Origin of the sequence: Aquidulcibacter paucihalophilus (genome assembly GCF_002105465.1) — a bacterium.
In the GTDB taxonomy this organism is placed as follows: domain Bacteria; phylum Pseudomonadota; class Alphaproteobacteria; order Caulobacterales; family Aquidulcibacteraceae; genus Aquidulcibacter; species Aquidulcibacter paucihalophilus.
In genome coordinates this window covers 1-18630 of the sequence record NZ_NCSQ01000169.1, presented here as the reverse complement: position 1 = coordinate 18630, position 18630 = coordinate 1, and the positions used below count along the sequence as shown (strand labels likewise).

Below are 18630 nucleotides of genomic sequence, written 5' to 3'. Positions count from 1 at the left end.
AGTCGCTCATACATTAGAACCCGACCAGAGTTTGGCCGAGCCCTTTTTGTGTTGTTGAATGCTCTCGAGCCAAGTCTAACGAGGGCTGTTAATGATCACCTGCGCGATCAGACCCCCGACAATCGCCGCGAGTAGATAGTCACCGCGATCATCCTCGACCCAGCGATAGCCGCGAGGTGGGGCGCGCAGATTGTGGCCGCGATAGTCAAGTTCAACGAAGCGCTGGTTGTAGCCGCCCAGGCTTTGGCCACGCGTCCAGGGGCGATAGCCCATGGAGAAGCCGCGCTGGCGCATCTGCCATTGCGATGGCTGGCCATAACGCCACTGGTTCCGGTTGTTGTAGTAGCCGTTGTGGACGCTTTGATCCCACGTGGCACCGCGACGTGTATCGCGCCATGATTTGCGGTCTTGGTTCAGTTCGCGGCGGTCTTGACGAATGGCAGCCTCGCGTTGGTCAAGACGGTCATCGCGACGTTCCATATTCCGGTCTTGCGCGTCAGTGCGTTCACGGCGGGTCGGTTGGCCATTTTGATCGAGCCAGCCGCCGCCAGCGCGTCCAAACTCAATTCGCGCTGGCTGCGCCATGGCAGTGGAACCGATAAAAGCTGGCGCAAGGACAGCAGCGGCAAGAAGATAGGCGGGAAGCTGACGTTTCATGGGTAGTGTCCTTTGGGACGCGAGCACAAGGCTCTAGTTTGAGTGAGGCTTGGCGCGCACGGCCGCCTTGCGATCGGCTTCATCCTGCGCGTCCTGTTTGGCTTTTGAAGCCGCGATGTCGGATTGAACTTTGCTAGCGGCATCGCTGACCACTGCGCCGCCCGCGCTTACGTCGCGTCCCGCGCCGCGTATGGTATTGCAGGCAGCCAAAGAGGTGACGCTCCATAACGTCAAACATAAGATCAGGAATTTAGGTTTCATGGCTTTAGTCCTTAGGTCGCTGGCAAGATTGCTCAGCCTATGGACAAGAAACGTATAAGCGCGGCCTTGGTTCCAGCGAACCGATCATTTAGCGTTTGGTAAAGGGCTCAATGCCCCCCAACGCCTTGGCGATGGAATCCTTCGTATAGGGCTTGGTGATAAAGGGCCGCGCATTCTGATCTGAGGGATAATTGATGCCGCTGCCATAGCCTGTGGCAAAGATAAATGGCACTTCAATCTCGAACAGGCGATCGGCAATTGGGAAACTATTTTGATTGCCCAGATTGACGTCCAGTAAGGCAAAGCTTGGTTTTTCGCGGTCAAGAATGGCCAGTGCATCTTTCACATTGCTGGCGACCAAGACGCGCTCGGCACCAAGGCTCAGCAGCATGGCTTCTGCGTCGAGGGCGATGATGAGATTGTCTTCAACCAGCAAAACATGCCCCTGCAAGCTGCCAACCAGCGGTGTATCGGCTGTCGTTGTTGTGGAAGTAATCGGCTGTTCCTCTAGGACGATGAATTGGGCCGGGACGGAAAAGTTTACCTTCACGCCAGTAGCCAAAAAGGTAATCGCGGACTCTCCACCCAGCTCGTGGGGAATAGACGCTTCAATGATGGTAGAGCCAAAGCCGCGATGGGATGGTGCCGTCACCGGTGGGCCACCAATTTCTGCCCAATTGACGATTAAGTCGCCCTGAGGGCCGATCCGCCAAGAAATATCGACATGGCCACCCTCGCCGCAAAAGGCCCCGTACTTGGCGGCATTGGTTATGAGTTCGTGGATGACGAGGGCAAGCGTAGAAAACGCTTTTGGAATCAACAAGACAGGTGGGCCAGACATGTGAATGGTGTTGCAGACTGGCCCCAGATAGGCCTCAACTTCGGTGGTAATGAGGGATTGAAACGACCCGGGCCCCCAATTCTTCGCGGTGATTTGATCATGCGCACGGGCGAGTGCATGAACCCGGTCGCCCAGCACGCTGGCGAATGTATCCATATCTTTGGCATTGATCCGAGTTTGCGAAATCAAGCCCCGGATGAGGCCCAGGATGTTTCGGACCCGATGGTTGAGTTCGGCAATCAAAAGGTCTTGCGTTTGGCTAGCTGCGTTGCGCTCTGCCTCCGTGGCACTGATCAAGCGCAAAACCACTTCCAGCACCGTGATTTGTAGGGCTTCCGCTGCACGCAGCTCCGCATCCGTCCATTGCGTACTTTTGCCGTGCAAGGTTTCCTGCCACGCCTTGAAGCTCTTGCGCGGGCTGATACGGACTTCACCTGAGCCAAGCACCTCCACTGATTTGGTCGGATCGCCAGCCCATTTCACCGTCGACGCGGTTTCTTTGCGGAAAAAGACAAGATAATCTCGCGGAATGGTTGAGATGGGGATCGCCAACATGCCCGCCGCACGATCCTTAAAGCTATTTGCCGACGGGCAGACGCTTTCGATTTCATTGCTACTATAGACGCGGCTCGCCGAAACACCATCAAGAAAACTACGCAACACCTCAAATTCTTCCAAAGAGGGTGTGGAGCCCTTTAGGGTCACGCTGCCGTCGATGCAAAAAGCTGTTCCATCGCAGGGGACAATACTGACCAATTGATTGGCCAATTGCGCGACGTCCTTAGTAGCAACGCCCGCGAGGGCGACGGACGCCAGAAGATCCGTAGTAATCTGACGGGTCGAGGTTTCAAACGTAATGAGCTCTTCCCGCTCACATTGATCAATCAGCAGGGCCAGGATTTGGCCAAATACTTCGGCGGTCGTGCGCCGCTCATAACCAATCGTGCGAGCGGTCATATGGTGACACGCAATTAAGCCCCACAGCGCGCCATTCTTGAGAAGCGAAATCGTCATGGTCGCCGCCACACCCATATTGCGCAGATATTCGAGATGGATCGGCGAGTGCGAGCGGAGGCTGCTCATGGACAGGTCTGTCAGCGCATCAGCGAATGTCTTTGTACTGACGATAAGTGAAGGTGGACTATCGATATCCAGCAAGTTGCGGATTGGATTGCGGATCAAAAGCGCCCGAGCTTGTTTGGGGATATCGGTTGCTGGATAGCGCAGGCCCAGATAGGGTTCCATCGATGGGCGACACCGTTCGGCAATCACCTCGCCCGAGCCATCGGGATGGAACTGATAGACCATCACACGATCATAGCCAGTCAGAGCTTGTACCAGTCGGACGGCTTCATGTGTTAGGTCGGGTACATGATGCTGATGCTGCACGTGGTCAATCATCGACCGTACCATCGAGCCCGCGTTTAGCTCACCCGATTTCTCGCTCAGCTCCGCCTCCAGCAGGATCAAATCGCCGCTGGCATGGACCGCGAGGTCAAAGCCAGGACCGCCTTCCTGCAGAACAATCGCAAACAATCGCTCGATGACATCCTGCCGATAAAGGGAGGACAGGCGATTGCGGATCGCATGCACCGCTTCAGACATGATCAAGGCCGTTAAATTTGCCCCCAATATCTCTTCAAGCGGCTGATTCAGAAATTCCCCGCAATTGGCCGAGGCCCGCTCAATAATCCAGTCTGGCGTTAGCGCGATCAGAAAGCCGCCGCTTTGGATCGAATTGATCTCATGGATCCGCTCCTTATCGCAATTGGTCAGGGTTGGCGGATCAGGGGGAAGGGTTGGTGAGGCAAGGGTCTGGGGCATAGCCATTAAACGCCTCCGTGGTTGATTGGTTCCCTGGAGCCAGAGACGCCCTATCTCAAATTTTAGCCTCGCCGGTTCTCGGCATCATCCATGTGTCAAAAAGCTGAAAACTGGCCAGAGCCGCCGCAAGCGCTTGGTCTTGGGCTTCTGGTTCATTGAGGCCATCCAACGCACGACAAAGCCTCTGCCAAGATGCCCCATCGCTACTGCCGCCTTGAAAAAAACTGCGCCCGCTTGCTTGGTCGCCGCACAAATGATCAAGCTTGGCAGCTAAAGCCCGTCCACCCATCATCGAACCTTCGCGTACATAAAAGACACCCAACCACGCACCGTAGGACTTAATCTCGGTATGCGCGACGGCTTGTACATGGCCGATGTGGTGAGAGCTGCTTGGCCGTAATTCTTCCATGTCGCGCAAGAGACGTTGACTGCGATGATCGACTGCGGGGGCCTGTGACCGTTCTGGGAAGACGGCGCTGTCCAGAGCATGCTCTAGGCCTTGATGATAAGAGTATAAGTTCTCAAGCAACGCCAAATAGCCGGGCAGAGCAATCGTTTCGTCCATCAACTCCGCAAAGCTTGAATGATGGTGAAGGCGCTCATGGATGGTCCGAGTGCCCAGACGGAGGAGGTCGCGCGTCGTACCCAAAGTCCATCTCCATCTAGATTAGTTGGATGACGCGCGCATCGGGCGACAAAGTCAATCTAAAACTGATCGGTCACCGCCTTGTTACAACCACAACCCCGCCTATTGGGCCTTTGGGAAGACTTACATGCGGCGCAAGCGTCGGTTCCGCGTCAAAACTGCCTTCTGATAGGCCGCGCTCCAACAAGGTTGAACGGACACGATACAACCGTTGCTTGGCCACGTTGGTAAAGGCGGGTGCACCATCATCGCCTGAGACTGCCAACAATAGGATCTTGCGGCGTGGGCAGCGCAAGAGGCTGGTGCTCAAGACCGACAGCACCTGAACCGCACTGGGGCTTAGGACGTCATCCTGGTTGGCAAAGTAAATTTGAGTTGCCTCGCCTCGGCAAATTCGATCCCCCATGACCAAATCTTTGGCCGCAGTCGTTATAGCCAATGGCGACGCGCACGCCCCCAAGCCCAAAGCGACCAGCGCCAAGCCCCAAGAGTGAGGCGTGACTGACCCAACGGTCGATTGCTGATGCTTAAGCAGACGGTGCGACATGGGACTCAACGAACCAGAGTTGCTGATCAATCCCCCGCGACATCTCGGTGAATAGGTCAGAGGTGTCGGCATCGCCAAACTTGGCGGCTGTTACGCTCGCTTCGCGCACCGATTGGCCAAAAGCCGCCAAACTGCCAGCGACGGCAAATACATGCTGGCTTTCATCGGCCAAGCCTAAATCATAGGGGACCAGAAATGAGTTTTTGGTGGCGACTTGGATAGTGCCTTGCGCCACACCGCCTAAGCCACCGGCGCGTTCGGCCAACATATCGGAATAGGTCTCGACTTGTTCTGACACGCGATTGAACAACTCATGAATGGCGATAAAGTTTGGGCCGCGCACATTCCAATGGGCTTGCTTGGTTTGGGCATGGAGATCGATGGCCGCAGCCAAATGCTGTTTGAGCAATTCAACCGATTGGGCGCGAATGGTTTCATGCAGCGTGTTGCGTGTCTTGTTCATGTGATAACTCTTGGGCCTATCCAAGTGGGACGAAGGCCTTACACGAACATGGTTAGGCGTAGGACGCGGTGTTGCGTTTGACGGGCATCAAATCAGAGGACTGTCTCGCGGGAAGTCAACGATGGTCAAGCGAGGCAGGTTTCCTGAACTCGCAGAGGAGAATGGATCCTCTCACGGAACCTCTTGATCTCCAGAAGGTTGAACTGAGGCTTTGGTTGCCGCGTGTCTCTTCGAGGCATTCAGCAGCTTTGATGGAGGCTCACTGCATGGCCAAACCCCTACTCCAAACAAGCGATCTGGACCTCTATTTGAGCCGGCCGCGAAACCGCCCCTTCTTTTCGGAAGGCGACCCCAGCGGCGCAATCTATCAAGTTGAGAGCGGCTGTATCCGCCTGCAAAAGATGACAGAGGGCGGCAGGCGGTGCGTGTTGTCCTTTTGTTATCCAGGCGACGTGTTCGGCTTAGGAACGCATGGGCCAGAACAGGTTGATGCAGAAGCCGTCTGCTCGTCGCGTGTCGCGCGCTTAGGGCATTTGGGTCTGCAACGTATGCTGCAGTCTGAACCCGCCCGTGCTATGAAAGTTATTGATGCGGCCTATGGCGGCCAAGAAGCAGGCAGCGAACATGTCGTGATGATCAGCTTCGCCCCTGCGGAGCAAAAGCTGGCGTGGTTTCTGGACAATTTGGGCCACCGTTTAGGTCAATCCATTGGTGACGAGCTTTTCGTCGATCTACCTATGATGCGGGCCGATATTGCTGACCATTTAGGCATGACGTTCGAGACGGTCAGCAGAGAGATGACAAAGCTGCGTGACCTTCAAATCATTGATCTCTTGGGTCTTCGTAAATTCAAGATCCGACGGGCCGCAGCCTTACAATCTCTGGCGCTGACGGGCAGCCTCGGAGCCAAACTATGTTCTTCACGGTCAAGGAGCATTCAAAGCCGCCGTGAAAGCAGTCGAATGGCTCGCGGTCCCTCGCTGGCGACGTTGGGGCACATTCGCTTGCATTAGGCAATTTATGCGGACCCCATACCATCGAGCCCAAGCTGATTGACCCTTCCGTAGAAATATGACACGTTTAGTGTCAATAATTGCAAGGGGAGAGTGAGCTTGAAGGTCCTACGTACACCGGAGGCCGCGTTTTCAGCGATTGAGGGCTTTGACTTTATGCCCCGCTATTTGACGATCAAAGACCCAGCAACCCAGACGCCCATGCGCGTCCATTATGTCGATGAGGGGCCGCGAGATGCGCCGGTAGTCCTCATGCTGCATGGGGAGCCAACTTGGAGCTATCTTTATCGTCACATGATTGGGCCAGTCGTCGCTCAGGGCCTGCGAGCGATTGCCCCCGACCTTATCGGTTTTGGTCGCTCTGATAAACCAGCCACGAAGACGGATTATAGCTACGCCCGGCACGTTGCCTGGATGCGGCTTTGGCTTGAGGCCCTCGACCTAAAGAATATCACTTTGGTTTGTCAGGACTGGGGTTCGCTGATTGGTTTGCGGCTTTTGGCCGAGATCCCAGAGCGGTTTTCCAGTGTGGTGCTTTCAAATGGCGGGCTTCCCGCTGGGCAAAGTGGCCCTGCAGCCTTCAAAATCTGGCGTGCTTTCTCGCAGTTCAGCCCGATCTTTCCGATCGGCAAGATTGTGCAAGTTGGCACCAAGCGCACCCTGTCGCCTGAAGAGATCGCAGCCTATGACGCCCCTTTCCCAAATTCGCGTTATAAAGCCGGAGCCCGCATTTTCCCGTCCTTTGTGCCCATTGGCAAAAATGTGGCCGTTCCAGACCAGTTGAAAGCGTGGAAGGTTCTAGAGACATGGGAGAAACCCTTCCTATGTTGCTTTAGCGACGGCGACCCTGTGACGCGCGGCGGACAGCGCCTGTTCATCGGTCGGGTACCGGGTACGGCCAATCAACCCCACACCACCTTGCGCGGGGGTCACTTCATCCAGGAAGATGACCCACAAGGTTTTGTTGCCTCCATCCTGAAAGTGGTTTCCCCATGAATGTGATCAATGAAGTTTTCCCAAGCCCAGAGCGTGCCGCCGCGTTTTTTGGAGGTGAGGAGGATGGCCCCTTCTGCATGGTCAATTTGCTAAAGTTCAAGGACAAAGCGACCTATCCAGATGGCGCAGAGCCCGATCTTACGGGTCGGGAAGCCTATCTGCGCTATGGTATGGCGGTGGTGGCCTGCGTTGAAGCTGTCGGCGGCAAGACTCGCTTTTCCGGCATGGTCACCGATCTGATGCTAGGCCAAGTTGAAGAGCTTTGGGATATGGTGGCGATTGCCGAATATCCTTCGCGCGCGGCGATGTTGGCGATGGTGCAATCGCCAGAGTATCAAGCCATCGAAGTGCACCGCATGGCAGGACTTGCCGGCCAGTTGAACATACGTACCAAGCCCATGGGCGGCTGAGATAGCTCTACCCCGCTGCCAAAGCTGACCCGCCCCAAGCCAATCGCAAAGAGCGGGTCGTCTGCCTTAGTATTTGAAGCGAACGCCCAGCATATAGCGCGGGCCAAAGGTCTCATACTCAATCGGATAGAGTTCGCTATCGGCAAACCGGCGGCCTGGGCTATCGGCCAGATTGATGCCATCAAAGGTCAATTCGAGATGGTCGTTCAATTGATAGCGGGCTGAGACCGATAGGCTTTCAGAATCGTTCCAGTAAATGTCACCATTGCCATCTGGCACGAGAACTCCATTAACGGTGGCATACCCACCCACCGACTGCAGCCATTTGGTACGGTATTGATAGGCGATGCGGGCAGAAATGCCGTATTTCTCATAGGTCAGACCAACATTTGTCACGAGATCTGAGGCACCAGGAAGATCTACAACCCGTAAGGGTGCGGTTCCAACTGCGGGAACATTGATCTCGCTATCATTGACGTTAGCCGACAGGCGAATGCCAAAGCCTTCGAGCCAATCAGGCCCGTTGATCGACCCAACCCATTCCTCAATCGTGTGATTGAAGGTGACTTCAAGACCCATAAGCTTGCCATCGCCGCCATTGCGCACCGTCGTGAAATTATAGCCAGAACGGTCGCGGTCTGGTGTATTGAGGACGGTGCTGCCAAACGTGCCGCTTTGGGTAAACAACGCGTCCTTGATGTCCTTGTAATAGAAGCCGATTTGGAAATAGCCCTGAGACTTCATGTACCATTCAAAATAGGCATCAAAGCCGATGGACTTTTCAGGCTTAGCCTCTGGATTGCCGCCGGTGATGTTACCTGGAGCATCATCGATCGAGAAGTTGGCCGCCAAATCGTCAAAATCCGGACGCGCAGCCCCACTATTGAGGCTGAGGCGGACCTTCATTTCCTCATTCAGATCATAATTCACATGGATGCTGGGATAGAAAAGCGTGTCGTCGCTCTTAAGCTGTGTCAGGACTCGCCGACCGCCAATGAGGGGGAGCGCCTTTGACGTATTCTCCGTGCGCTCTAATCGGCCACCAAATACTACGCTGCCCCAATCCTGCTTCAGCGTTGCCATCGCATAAGCTGCAGCAATATCTTCGGTTACTTCGAAATATTCGCCAGACCCGTCCTGGTACGAGCCGATGCGGCGATCCTTCAAGCTTTGGATGAGATCGCCAACCTTATCGCCAGAATAATAGCGGAATGTATAGCCAAGGGCATATTTGCCCTTGAAGGGGGTATCAATGGCAATGTCGTTATAGGTGGGCAAAGCAAGGCCGGCGGCGGTAAAGTCTGCAGCCCGGGCGCGATATTGGGTTAGTCGCCGCTTCTTGTCGCGCGAGGTATAGAGGCCACCGACCTTGAGAACCGCTTCGGTGCCAAACAAAGTGATATCCCGGCTGGCGTCAAATTTGCCCGTCCAAGCGGCCGTGAGGTCGCCGCCCTCTGCATCAACAATGTCTGTGAACAGCATGGGGAATGCTTCAACACTGCTGACGGCATTGCCCTTCGAGCGTGTCGTACCGGTCAAGATTGTATTAAACAGACGGACCGTGTTGTTCCGCACATCGGTGAAATCGTAATCGACCGTAGGTCGCGCGGTGACGGTGGTAGGGCTTTGGAAGGAAGGCGTTCCGGTCAAATCTTGCCCGTCTTCTGTCTCTGTAAAGTTCAAACGCCAGTCCAGATTCCAACCAAGGCGGTCGTGCTTGCCGCCAATCGTATTGGTGAAGATATATTCCTTGATGTCGCCGGTGCGGAAGTTCCAGTTCATCTGCACGCCATAGACGGTGCCTTTATTTGGCAGATTGCCGGTGCAAATATCATTGGCTGCACTGGTCGTGATGGGCGCCACCACCGTTGGACATGCAGTTGTTGGGGTGTTGGTTGCGCCATTGTCGAGGCGGAAGATGTAGTTATTCCGCAGCTCGATATCGGTGAATTCGCTGTATACGGATTGTGCGAAGAAGCTATCCTGTTCGCTTGGACGGAAATCGGCGCGCACAGAGCCAGAAATATTGCCGCGGGTCAAGCGATAGGGCTTATTCTCATGCTCGCGAGCCCAACGGCGGGTCTCTGAACCCGGACGGCGGTCGATTCCTGATGTCGCACTCCCGGGGCGCAGATAGGGGTCGGTCTCCCAATTGTCGGTTACCATTTCGCGCTCATAGAAGGAAACTTGCCCTAACAAGCCGAGCTTGCCGTCAAAAAAGCGGTCTGCAACGACGAGCGACGCATCAATCTCGCGCCCGCCACCCAATTCGACTTGACCGAGCGACAAACCGCCGGTGATCCGGCGCCCACGATAATCAAAAGCCGAGCGCGTGCGGATATTGATATTGCCGGCAACCGTGTCGCCAGACATGTCCGGCGTGATGGCTTTATTGACCGACACTTGGCTCGCAATCGCAGTTGGCACATTGTCAAAGCGGGTATCGCGCCCTTCCGGGGAGACCACGCTCATGCCGTCGATTGAATACGTGACCCAACGACGCGGTTGACCGCGCAAGTTCACATAGCGGCTCTGCCCCTGATCCTTCTCCACGGCGACCCCTGGCAAACGACTGACGGCATCTGCAATGTTCTGATCTGCCAGTCGGCCCGCTTCGTCGGCAGACAAGACGCTCACAAGGGCTGGAGCATTGCGCTGAACTTGCAGTGCGGCCCGGTCAGACTCGAAGATTGGACGGCTGCCACGAACCACAATTGTTTCGGCGGCTTGTGGTGCGGCCTCATTATTTGCCCCCGCAGACTGCGCCGATGCGCCACCAGCCGTCCATAAAGCAATAGAACCAACAGCGCCCATTAAGGCGGCACGCGTTACATAAACTGTCATCGGAATCCCCTCCGCAGGCGCACAGCGCCTATTTCCGGGGCGGCGAATAAAGCTGTGGCGTGACAGGCTGACGTCGTTCCGGCGTCAGTTTTGTGAAAAGCTGATCACAGAAACGTGATCTCCCTCTCGGATCACGTGATGGGTGTGCCCTAGGAGGGTGCGTGTGGCTTAGGTTTAGGCTAAAGCCTCCCCCCCCTTCCGATCACGCCCATGAAAGCCAACCAAACATGCCCGCACCCACCTCGACCCGTTTCGGCCCACGCGTGCTGGTGATCGGCACAAGTGGTTCTGGCAAATCGACATTTGCCGAAAAACTGGCCAAGGAGGCCGGCATTGCGCATCTCGAGCTGGACCAGATGAATTGGCGACCTGGCTGGTATGATCGTTCGAATGAAGAACCTGAATCGTTTTTGGCCGATGTACGGGCTGCGACCTCGCAAGATGCCTGGGTTCTAGCAGGCAATTATGCCATTACCCGCCCGATCGTGATGCCGCAGGTCACCCACCTGGTTTGGCTGGACATGCCCTTATGGCTTGTGATGGCCCAAGTGATACGCCGCTCTGTGCAGCGCGCCAGTTCTAAGGCGGATGTCTTTCCCGGCTGTCGTGAGGATTGGCCGCGCCTTTTGGAAGCCGAACATCCCATTCGTTGGGCATGGGCAACCCACCAAGCACGCCGCCCGCGCTATGTGGAGATTAGCCGACTAATCCAAGCCCAAGGCGGGGAAGTCCTGCGCTGCGCAACCCGCTATGAGATCGATCAAGCCCGTCAGTTCTTGGTGACCTTAGCTCGTTCTCGCTCTGCGGCTTGAGCGGCAAGGATCAGGGCCGAGAGCGCGCCTGCACCCTCCCTATCGCGCTGTTCCGCATTGGCTTGGCCATTTGAGCGCGCCAGCGTGAGGTCTAGACGCGGACAATAGACCGCAGACGTGCCCCAGAAACCGGCATGGCCCCAGCACAACTCTCCATGCAATTTGGTGGGATAGAGGCCAAGCGCGTAGCCTTCACCCTTGGAATCAGGACCTGGCGTTTGCATCAGCAATCGGGTTGCCACTGGATTGGCAAAAACCTCGCCCCGCACCACAGCGCGCGTGGCCCGACCTAAGTCATCCATACTCATGACCAGGCCTCCACCACCATATTGGTCATAGGAAACATCAACAGCGGAGTCTTGGATGGCCCCGCGATATTGTAAGATACGCCGTGTGCCTGCCGGTTCTGGCTCCATCGCTTCCCAATAGGTTTCATCCGCCCCAATCTTTGGCCAAGACAACATGCTGCGGGCAGCGATCCCAATCGTTGGGGCTCCAATCGCGTGCTTAATCATGTCGGCTGCAATCAGATAATTGGTGTCGGAATAAGCGAAGTTCTCGCCCACTACATCTTTCTTGCCCAGAGTCACCGCAAACCAGATCTCAGCTTCTGCGGTCCAATGCGCGGAAATGCCATAGGCATTGGGCACCAGCGCCAAAACTTCAAACAGGGTGACGCCAAAATAGTCTGGAATGCCTGAAGTATGGTTCAGAAGTTGCCGCAGCGTGATCGTATCAATCTGATAGCCATTCTGGGTCATCATGGCCTTGACCGGCGGGGAAAGCGCGGGGCCAATTGGACCATCCAGCGACAATTTTCCAGCCTCTACCAATTGGAGAGCCATGGCGGCCACAAAAGTTTTGGTGTTGGAGGCCACCCGCACGTCATCCGTTGGGCTCAAGCCCTCCCCGGACGCAAAGCTTTGATCCAAGCCCAGACTGGGTGCTGAGACATACAAGAGTTGGCCTGGAATGTTTGAATTGGCCTTGGTTTCGCGATCAAGCTCGCGCTGAATCATCGCAGCAAGTCCCAAATCCTTATTGGCGAGCTGCCAGGTTGTCGGCGTCCAACCGCCGCGCTGTCTGCCCTGCCAGCTCGACCAGCCAATCGCCATGGCCAGAATCAGCACCACAGCGAGACTTCCACGCAAGGCATAGGTTCCAAACCGCTTCATCTCTCGTCCCTTTTTTTGAGATTTGTTTGGCACCCGAGGCCATAAAACGTCAACGGCCCGCCTGAGAGGCGGGCCGCTTTCGTTTGCGCTTGCAAATACCGATTACATTTTCCAGACTAGATTGATCGCATAGCGGCGACCAATGATGTCATATTGGTTTGGAAGCGTATTGGCATCTTGTTGAGCCGAGCCCAAGATCGGGGGCTCTTTATCAAACACATTGCTGATCGTACCGCCAATGCGCAAATTATCATTAATGCGATACGAGAAGCCCAAGTCAAAATAGTCCCAAGCGTCAATATGCTGGACGTTATTGAGGTTTGGAGCCACGTTGCGCCACTGGGGTTCAGGAACCCGCTTGATCAACGCATCGACTTGGCCTTGGTAACGCCACGCACCACGGATGGTCAGCGGGCCATCAATCCACGCCACCGCAAGGTTAGAGCGGAAAGCTGGGATCGCGCGGATACCGGTACCTGCATCCGAACAAGCGCCACCGCCAAAGTCACCCGCGCAATCAAACAGATTGTCGGCTGGGAACAGCAGGCGGACGAAGCTGTCCACCGTACCGCCTTGGAAGCTGATATTGATCCGGTCGCCCGGCAATGCTTCTGGCAGCTTTGCATTATAATAGATGGAGAAGTCGATCCCCGAGGTCTTGAGCAAGGTCAAGTTGGTGTCGCGTTGGTCGAACCGGATAACCCGACCATTGGCATCGCGGGTGATCTTCTTACACAGCGCGCTATTGGGGTCTTGCAGCACCAGATAGCAGCTATCCATCAATTGGATTGGCGTGATCGAACCGATCGCGTCATCAATTTGGATATTGTAATAATCCACCACAACCGAGAGGCCTGGGACGAACTGTGGGGTGAAGACGAAGCCATAGGTATAGGTCTCACCCGACTCTGGCTTGATTGCTTCACCACCGCCTTGGACTGCCACCGCATTGTCGATCAAGGGCAAGCCCGTGCCAACGACAGGGATATAGCCCGGTGTGGAAGGGGCCCCAAGCGCCGTACATAGCGCAGTTGGCACATTGAAGCGCGCTGGGTCTGAGCAATAATCGGTCGGGCGACCTGTGCCGGTGATTGGAGCTTCGACGGCGGCACCGAAGAATTCACCAATGTTGGGACCACGTACGACGGTTTGCTTAGAGCCGCGCAAACGGAGAGTATCGTTCACCGCCCAGTTCACACCAAGCTTCCAAGTGTCATAGTCGCCGGAACGAGAATGGTCGCTCCACCGACCTGCTGCTTCCACGTCGAATTGCTTGAAATAGGGCTTGTCGGCCAGGACAGGCAGACGCAATTCGCCGTAATATTCAGTCAATTCAAAGTCTGCCACCAGATTGGCGCGTGCGCCTTGGGTGTGCAAAGTGTCCCGGGTGAAGGCGCGTGGCCCGAAGACGGAGTTACCAAATTCTTCGCGACGCTCTGCCCCCACGGCCCAGCCGACTGGACCGCCGGGCAAGGAGAAGAAGCCGGTGGTGTCACCCGAAATGTTCAAGGACAAAATGTCCTGATGGCGGTTGCGCTTGTTGAACAATTCGCTGGTATCGCCTTGGATCCAAGCCACAGCAGCCGCACTGGCAGCCGATGGTCCGAACAGATTGAAGGGCACGCAGCCATTGGCTGGGTTGACGCAAGCTGCTTGACCACCAACGCTGGTGACATTGGTTGCTTGCTGAAAGCGGCTCCACGAGCCCCAGCCAATACGTTGAACTTCTTCAATGCTTTTGCCCGTCACATAGGACAGGTCGTACTTGATGTTGTCGGTTAATTCACCGCGCACACCCACCACGACTTGATGGCTGGTCCGCTCTGTCTCGTCGATGATCGGGCCCAATTCAATCAGGGTCTTTGCGACGCGGAAGCGGGCAGCGTCCGTACCCGGACCGGTGCCCGCTGCGTTCAGATTGAACAGAGACGTGCCGCCAACGGGGTTCAAAATCGCGAGGATTTGTGGGGTCAGGAACGGATTGGTACGCTGAATCAACACGTCGCCTTGGGTGACGATGTTGGCACCGCCGGCAACCGCCGGGGCAATACCGGCCGTGTTTCCGTTGGAGCGAACAGGAACCTGTTGGCTGGTGTTATTGATCAGCGAATAGGTGCCGCGGCCATAGAATTCAGCCCATTTGGCCAACTTGAATGTACCGAAAATTGCGGCATTGGTGCGGTCATTCGGGTTTTGGAAGGCTTCAAACTGCGAGAAGGCTTGCGTGCCTGCCGTGGTGCCCAAGGTGCCGTCTGGACCATAGGCAAAAGTCGGGGCAGCCGTACCGGCAGGAGGGGTGGTAGCGCTGGTCCAACGGGTGAACGCGCCGCCTGCTGTCGGGAAGGTCTGGATGAACTGGCCAGCGTCATTGACTTCTGGCAGTGCCCAAGAGCGGTCCTCGCGCTTCAGGTCGCCACGATCGGCATAGCTGGCATGCAGGACAATATTGGCGCGATCTTCAAAGAAGTTCATGCCGCCGGTGATGCCAATGCTATAGCTTTCTGCGTCGCCCTGCTCAGAAATGCCGCCATTCACGGCAACTTCAAGGCCTTCATAATTGTCACGAAGGATATAATTGGTCACGCCCGCAACGGCGTCTGCACCATAAACAGCCGCAGCACCACCGGTCAGGGTTTCAATGCGCGAGATCAAGGCCGAAGGAATTGAGTTCACGTCTGCCGAGTTGCGGAAGCCGTTTGGCGTCACGCGCTGGCCATTGACCAAGACCAAGGTACGGTTCTGGCCCAAGCCACGCATGTCGAGCGTCGAAGCACCGTGGGATTCCAACAAAGTTGGGTTGGTGGTCGCACCATTGGATGGCAGGAATTGGTTCTGCTGCTTCAGCACTTCGTCAATATCGATCAGACCAGTTGCTCGAATCGCTTCTGAATCAATGACGCGAACCGGCGAAATGGCGCGATTGGTCGCGGTTTGAATACGCGAGCCAGTCACAATGATGGTCTCAACCTGGGGGGTTTCCGCCGCTGCTGGGGCCGTTTGGGCCAAGGCCAGGGTGGGAGCGCCCATTACCAATGCGATTGTGCTTGCCGTTACGGCAAGGGCCAATTTGTGATTATTTTTTAGCATTTACTCAAACTTCCCCCGTTTCTCACGAAAAAAGCCCCAAAGGGGGGCCGTGCAAAGGCGACCAGTACAGAGCATGCTACCGCTGAGCAGCCCCAGACGCCGTTAGGTTGCTTCTGACAGAAATCCCGCGGGTTTCAAATCAAAATGGTATATCTTGCTGAAGGTTTTGATCACAAATACGTTAAGGCCATACAGTGGTCAACCATAGATGTCGCCTAACGGATAATGCTACCGGTTTCCTTAGCAGGATGGCGCCCGTGGCTCCCGCCACATTTTTTGCAGAAGTGGTGCCGTCTGTCCGTCGCGATCCTTGCCACAGGGAAAATATCCTTGCGACTCAAATCCATGCGACCGATAAAAGCCCTCATTGGCCGGATTTGAATTTTCGAGATAGACCGGTGTCTCGGTGCGATCGCAAGCCGCCAATACCGGTGCAAACAAAGCTTTGCCAAGGCCTTTGCCCCGATTAGCCAGCCTTGTGCCCAAGGTGAACAGATAGAGATGCGGTTCACGGGGGTGATTGGCCTGCATGCGGGCACCGGCATCCATCGCGCGCACAATGGCGTCAGCCGATCCAGTCGATACCAGTGCCCAAGCGATCTGAACCGTCGCCAACGGTGACACCTCGCTTGGCGCCCCCCAAGGCAACCACATCGCAGCGCCGCCATTTCCAATCATATGGCAAAAGCCATGCTTGAGATAATGCGTTCGGGCCAAGAAAGGGAAAACAGCATCCAAAGTCTTGGGCTTGCCAAATATCCAGCGATTGACCGGATCCTCATAAAAGGCCTCTGCGGTGATCGAGCCTAATTGTCGCCAATCTTCGGCAACGGCTTGCTTCATCCCCTCCGGTAATTGGATATCCATTGTGTTTTCCTAACGTTACCTTTTCTGCGCCCTCGCGTGGGGCAAAGCTTGCGTCAACATTCCACCACATTCACAGCCAAGCCACCTAGGCTGGTTTCTTTATATTTAGATGACATATCAAGCCCTGTTTGCCGCATGGTTTCAATTACTTGGTCCAAAGTCACGCGCGCGGGCTGCTCAGTTTGCAGGGCAAGGCGGGCCGCATTAGCCGCCTTTACAGCCGCCAAGGCGTTGCGCTCAATACAGGGGATCTGCACCAACCCGCCAACCGGATCACAGGTCAGGCCCAGATTATGCTCCATCCCGATTTCAGCCGCATTGGCTACCTGCGTTGGACTACCGCCCCAAACGGCAGCCAGACCACCCGCCGCCATCGAGCACGCAACCCCTACCTCTCCCTGACAGCCCATCTCTGCCCCTGAAATAGAAGCGCGTTGCTTATAGAGAATGCCGATGGCCGCAGCGGTCAGAAGGTAGGTATGAACGGCCGAAGGCGGCACTTTCGCGTCCAACAAGTAAAAGCGCAAAATGGCCGGGATAATCCCAGCTGCACCATTGGTGGGTGCCGTAACGACGCGGCCGCCCGCAGCATTTTCCTCGTTCACCGCCATGGCATAGACATTAAGCCAGTCGAATAGGGCCTCCCGCTCATTAGATTGGGGAGAGCTCGTCAGCTTCTCATAGAGCTCGGGTGCCCGGCGGCGCACCTGCAACCCACCGGGCAAAATGCCTTTTTGAACCAGCCCACGTGCGATACAGGCAGCCATTGCCTGGGCAATTGTATCTAGGGACGCCAACGTCTCGGTACGCTCACGCTTGCGATCTTCACACGCCAGCAGAACTTCAGCGATGGTTAGGCCATGATCTTGGCACAAGGCCAATAAGTCTGCGGCCGAGGTGAAGGCAAAGGGGCCCTCAGGACCACCACCCACCAGATCATTGGCCAAGGGCGTTTCCAATTGTCGTTGGCTCGCGATAAAGCCCCCGCCGGTCGAATAAAAGGTTTGATCGGCAAGTACATCGCCCGCAGCATTGAAAGCGCGCAAAGCCATGCCATTGGGATGAAGTTTGGGCGGGGTCTCAAAATCAAAAATCAAATCCGCCTTTGGATCAAACAGGATGGTTTGCCCCGAAGCCAAGCGTAAGTGCCGCGTCTCATGAAGGGTCTGAAGGGCTCGTTCGGCCTCTTCGGGGTCTGTTGTCTCGGGCTTAAAACCAAGTAGACCCAAATAGACCGCTTCAGGGGTACGGTGACCTGCGCCGGTATAGGCGAGCGAGCCTTGTAAAGATACAGATAGACGGGCCACCGAACTCAAAAGACCAAGCCGCTCCAAATCGGCCAGGAACCGCACGGCGATCCGCATAGGTCCGACCGTATGGGAACTTGATGGGCCAATGCCGATACGGAAAATGTCCAGCGCAGAAATCATCCCTTGGCCCCTTTGTCACAACCTCGTCTGTTGCTTCGACTTATGAACCAAACCGCACGCCTGTGCCAAGCGGGCCTGCCCTGCAACGCGCCTGCCGCTGCCCCTTGCAGCACCGCCACCCGTCCGCTATGAACCCGCCTTCCTGACAGACCGCTGCACACAGCAGTCTGAACGCCGTAACGGCGGGCGCGTAGCTCAGCGGGAGAGCACTACGTTGACATCGTAGGGGTCACAGGTTCAATCCCTGTCGCGCCCACCATTAAATCAAAGACTTAGCTGGTTGAAATGGCGGGGACTAAAGTTTGGTCCCCATATGGTCCCCAATTGGCTGAGTTTGGGCGACCCTCACTTTAGCACTCATAAACCTAAACCCCTTGACACCGCATGCTGTATGGTCACCCATAGCGGCTTGTGAGCAATCAATTTTACGTATTCATTGGGGTTTGGAATGGATGTATTTAATGAGGATATCGACAAAGGCCTGTTTGGGTTCCTGAAGTTCCTATTTGTGGTCTTGGTGTTTCTCGGCGGCTGGGGCTATGCAATCGGGGAGTGGGGGTGGTTTCTAGGTCTGGCCTTTGGCTGGGTTCCCGCCGGGATCATTGCGGGCATAGGCTTCTTAGTCTGGCCAGCAGTGCTTGCGGTGGGAGGACTAGGCTTGTTAGCCGCGTTATTTTTCGCCGTGACCCAAAGATAGTTTGACCAAACAGAATTTTGAAAGCCCTAAGGCTAGACCTGACAAAACTGACAGAAGTGC

The 18630-nt window shown here is 55.7% G+C and carries 16 protein-coding genes and 1 tRNA gene; 6 read left to right on the top strand and 11 right to left on the bottom strand.

What is annotated here, in order from left to right; translation table 11 throughout:
* Positions 1-75: 75 nt before the first annotated feature.
* From B7364_RS14825 to dps, 6 genes are all read right to left on the bottom strand, one after another.
* A complete protein-coding gene (locus B7364_RS14825) occupies positions 76-657 on the bottom strand; it encodes an RcnB family protein (RefSeq protein WP_085340820.1) in 582 nt (193 codons plus the stop codon).
* A gap of 33 nt (positions 658-690) precedes the next feature.
* Positions 691-918, bottom strand: coding sequence for an entericidin A/B family lipoprotein (locus tag B7364_RS18305; RefSeq protein ID WP_085340819.1), 228 nt, complete (start codon positions 916-918; stop codon positions 691-693).
* An 88-nt stretch (positions 919-1006) separates the two neighbouring features.
* On the bottom strand, positions 1007-3589 hold the full coding sequence (locus B7364_RS14815) for an HWE histidine kinase domain-containing protein (RefSeq protein WP_085340818.1): 2583 nt from the start codon (positions 3587-3589) through the stop codon (positions 1007-1009).
* Positions 3590-3638: 49 nt separating this feature from the next.
* Positions 3639-4232 (bottom strand): biliverdin-producing heme oxygenase, encoded by a 594-nt coding sequence (locus tag B7364_RS14810; RefSeq protein WP_085340817.1) that lies wholly within the window; start codon positions 4230-4232, stop codon positions 3639-3641.
* Between the two features lie 70 nt (positions 4233-4302).
* On the bottom strand, positions 4303-4635 hold the full coding sequence (locus tag B7364_RS14805; RefSeq protein ID WP_085340816.1) for a hypothetical protein: 333 nt from the start codon (positions 4633-4635) through the stop codon (positions 4303-4305).
* A gap of 121 nt (positions 4636-4756) precedes the next feature.
* Positions 4757-5263 carry a DNA starvation/stationary phase protection protein Dps gene (dps, locus tag B7364_RS14800; RefSeq protein ID WP_269798785.1) on the bottom strand — a complete coding sequence of 169 codons (507 nt, stop codon included), beginning with the start codon at positions 5261-5263 and terminating at the stop codon, positions 4757-4759.
* Between the two features lie 242 nt (positions 5264-5505).
* Between dps and B7364_RS14795 the strand changes: the two genes are divergently transcribed.
* The 3 genes from B7364_RS14795 (at position 5506) to B7364_RS14785 (ending at position 7658) form a co-directional block, all read left to right on the top strand.
* Positions 5506-6252: a helix-turn-helix domain-containing protein gene (locus B7364_RS14795; RefSeq protein ID WP_198534276.1), complete on the top strand. Its 747-nt coding sequence runs from the start codon at positions 5506-5508 to the stop codon at positions 6250-6252.
* 99 nt (positions 6253-6351) lie between these two features.
* Positions 6352-7248: a haloalkane dehalogenase gene (locus B7364_RS14790; RefSeq protein ID WP_085340859.1), complete on the top strand. Its 897-nt coding sequence runs from the start codon at positions 6352-6354 to the stop codon at positions 7246-7248.
* A complete protein-coding gene (locus B7364_RS14785; protein ID WP_085340813.1) occupies positions 7245-7658 on the top strand; it encodes a DUF1330 domain-containing protein in 414 nt (137 codons plus the stop codon). The genes B7364_RS14790 and B7364_RS14785 overlap by 4 nt, the downstream gene beginning before the upstream one ends.
* 66 nt (positions 7659-7724) lie before the next feature.
* Here B7364_RS14785 and B7364_RS14780 read toward each other — a convergent pair whose 3' ends face one another.
* The gene (locus B7364_RS14780; RefSeq protein ID WP_085340812.1) at positions 7725-10502 is read right to left on the bottom strand and encodes a TonB-dependent receptor; all 2778 of its coding nucleotides are present in this window, start codon (positions 10500-10502) and stop codon (positions 7725-7727) included.
* Positions 10503-10729: 227 nt separating this feature from the next.
* Here B7364_RS14780 and B7364_RS14775 point away from each other — a divergent pair, with 227 nt between their 5' ends.
* Entirely contained in the window at positions 10730-11314 is a 585-nt protein-coding gene (locus B7364_RS14775) for an AAA family ATPase (RefSeq protein ID WP_085340811.1), read from the top strand.
* Here the strand turns inward: B7364_RS14775 and B7364_RS14770 are convergent.
* From B7364_RS14770 to B7364_RS14755, 4 genes are all read right to left on the bottom strand, one after another.
* Positions 11272-12489, bottom strand: a complete 1218-nt coding sequence (locus tag B7364_RS14770; protein ID WP_085340810.1) for a serine hydrolase domain-containing protein — start codon at positions 12487-12489, stop codon at positions 11272-11274. The genes B7364_RS14775 and B7364_RS14770 overlap by 43 nt on opposite strands.
* A gap of 102 nt (positions 12490-12591) precedes the next feature.
* Positions 12592-15576 carry a TonB-dependent receptor domain-containing protein gene (locus B7364_RS14765; RefSeq protein ID WP_085340809.1) on the bottom strand — a complete coding sequence of 995 codons (2985 nt, stop codon included), beginning with the start codon at positions 15574-15576 and terminating at the stop codon, positions 12592-12594.
* A 240-nt stretch (positions 15577-15816) separates the two neighbouring features.
* Complete coding sequence (locus B7364_RS14760; protein ID WP_157893724.1) at positions 15817-16443, bottom strand: GNAT family N-acetyltransferase; 627 nt, start codon at positions 16441-16443, stop codon at positions 15817-15819.
* Between the two features lie 53 nt (positions 16444-16496).
* Complete coding sequence (locus B7364_RS14755) at positions 16497-17873, bottom strand: L-serine ammonia-lyase (protein WP_085340807.1); 1377 nt, start codon at positions 17871-17873, stop codon at positions 16497-16499.
* 184 nt (positions 17874-18057) lie between these two features.
* Here B7364_RS14755 and B7364_RS14750 point away from each other — a divergent pair.
* Positions 18058-18132: transfer RNA gene (locus B7364_RS14750), tRNA-Val, on the top strand.
* A 189-nt stretch (positions 18133-18321) separates the two neighbouring features.
* Entirely contained in the window at positions 18322-18570 is a 249-nt protein-coding gene (locus B7364_RS14745) for a hypothetical protein (RefSeq protein ID WP_085340806.1), read from the top strand.
* The last annotated feature ends 60 nt before the right edge of the window (positions 18571-18630 follow it).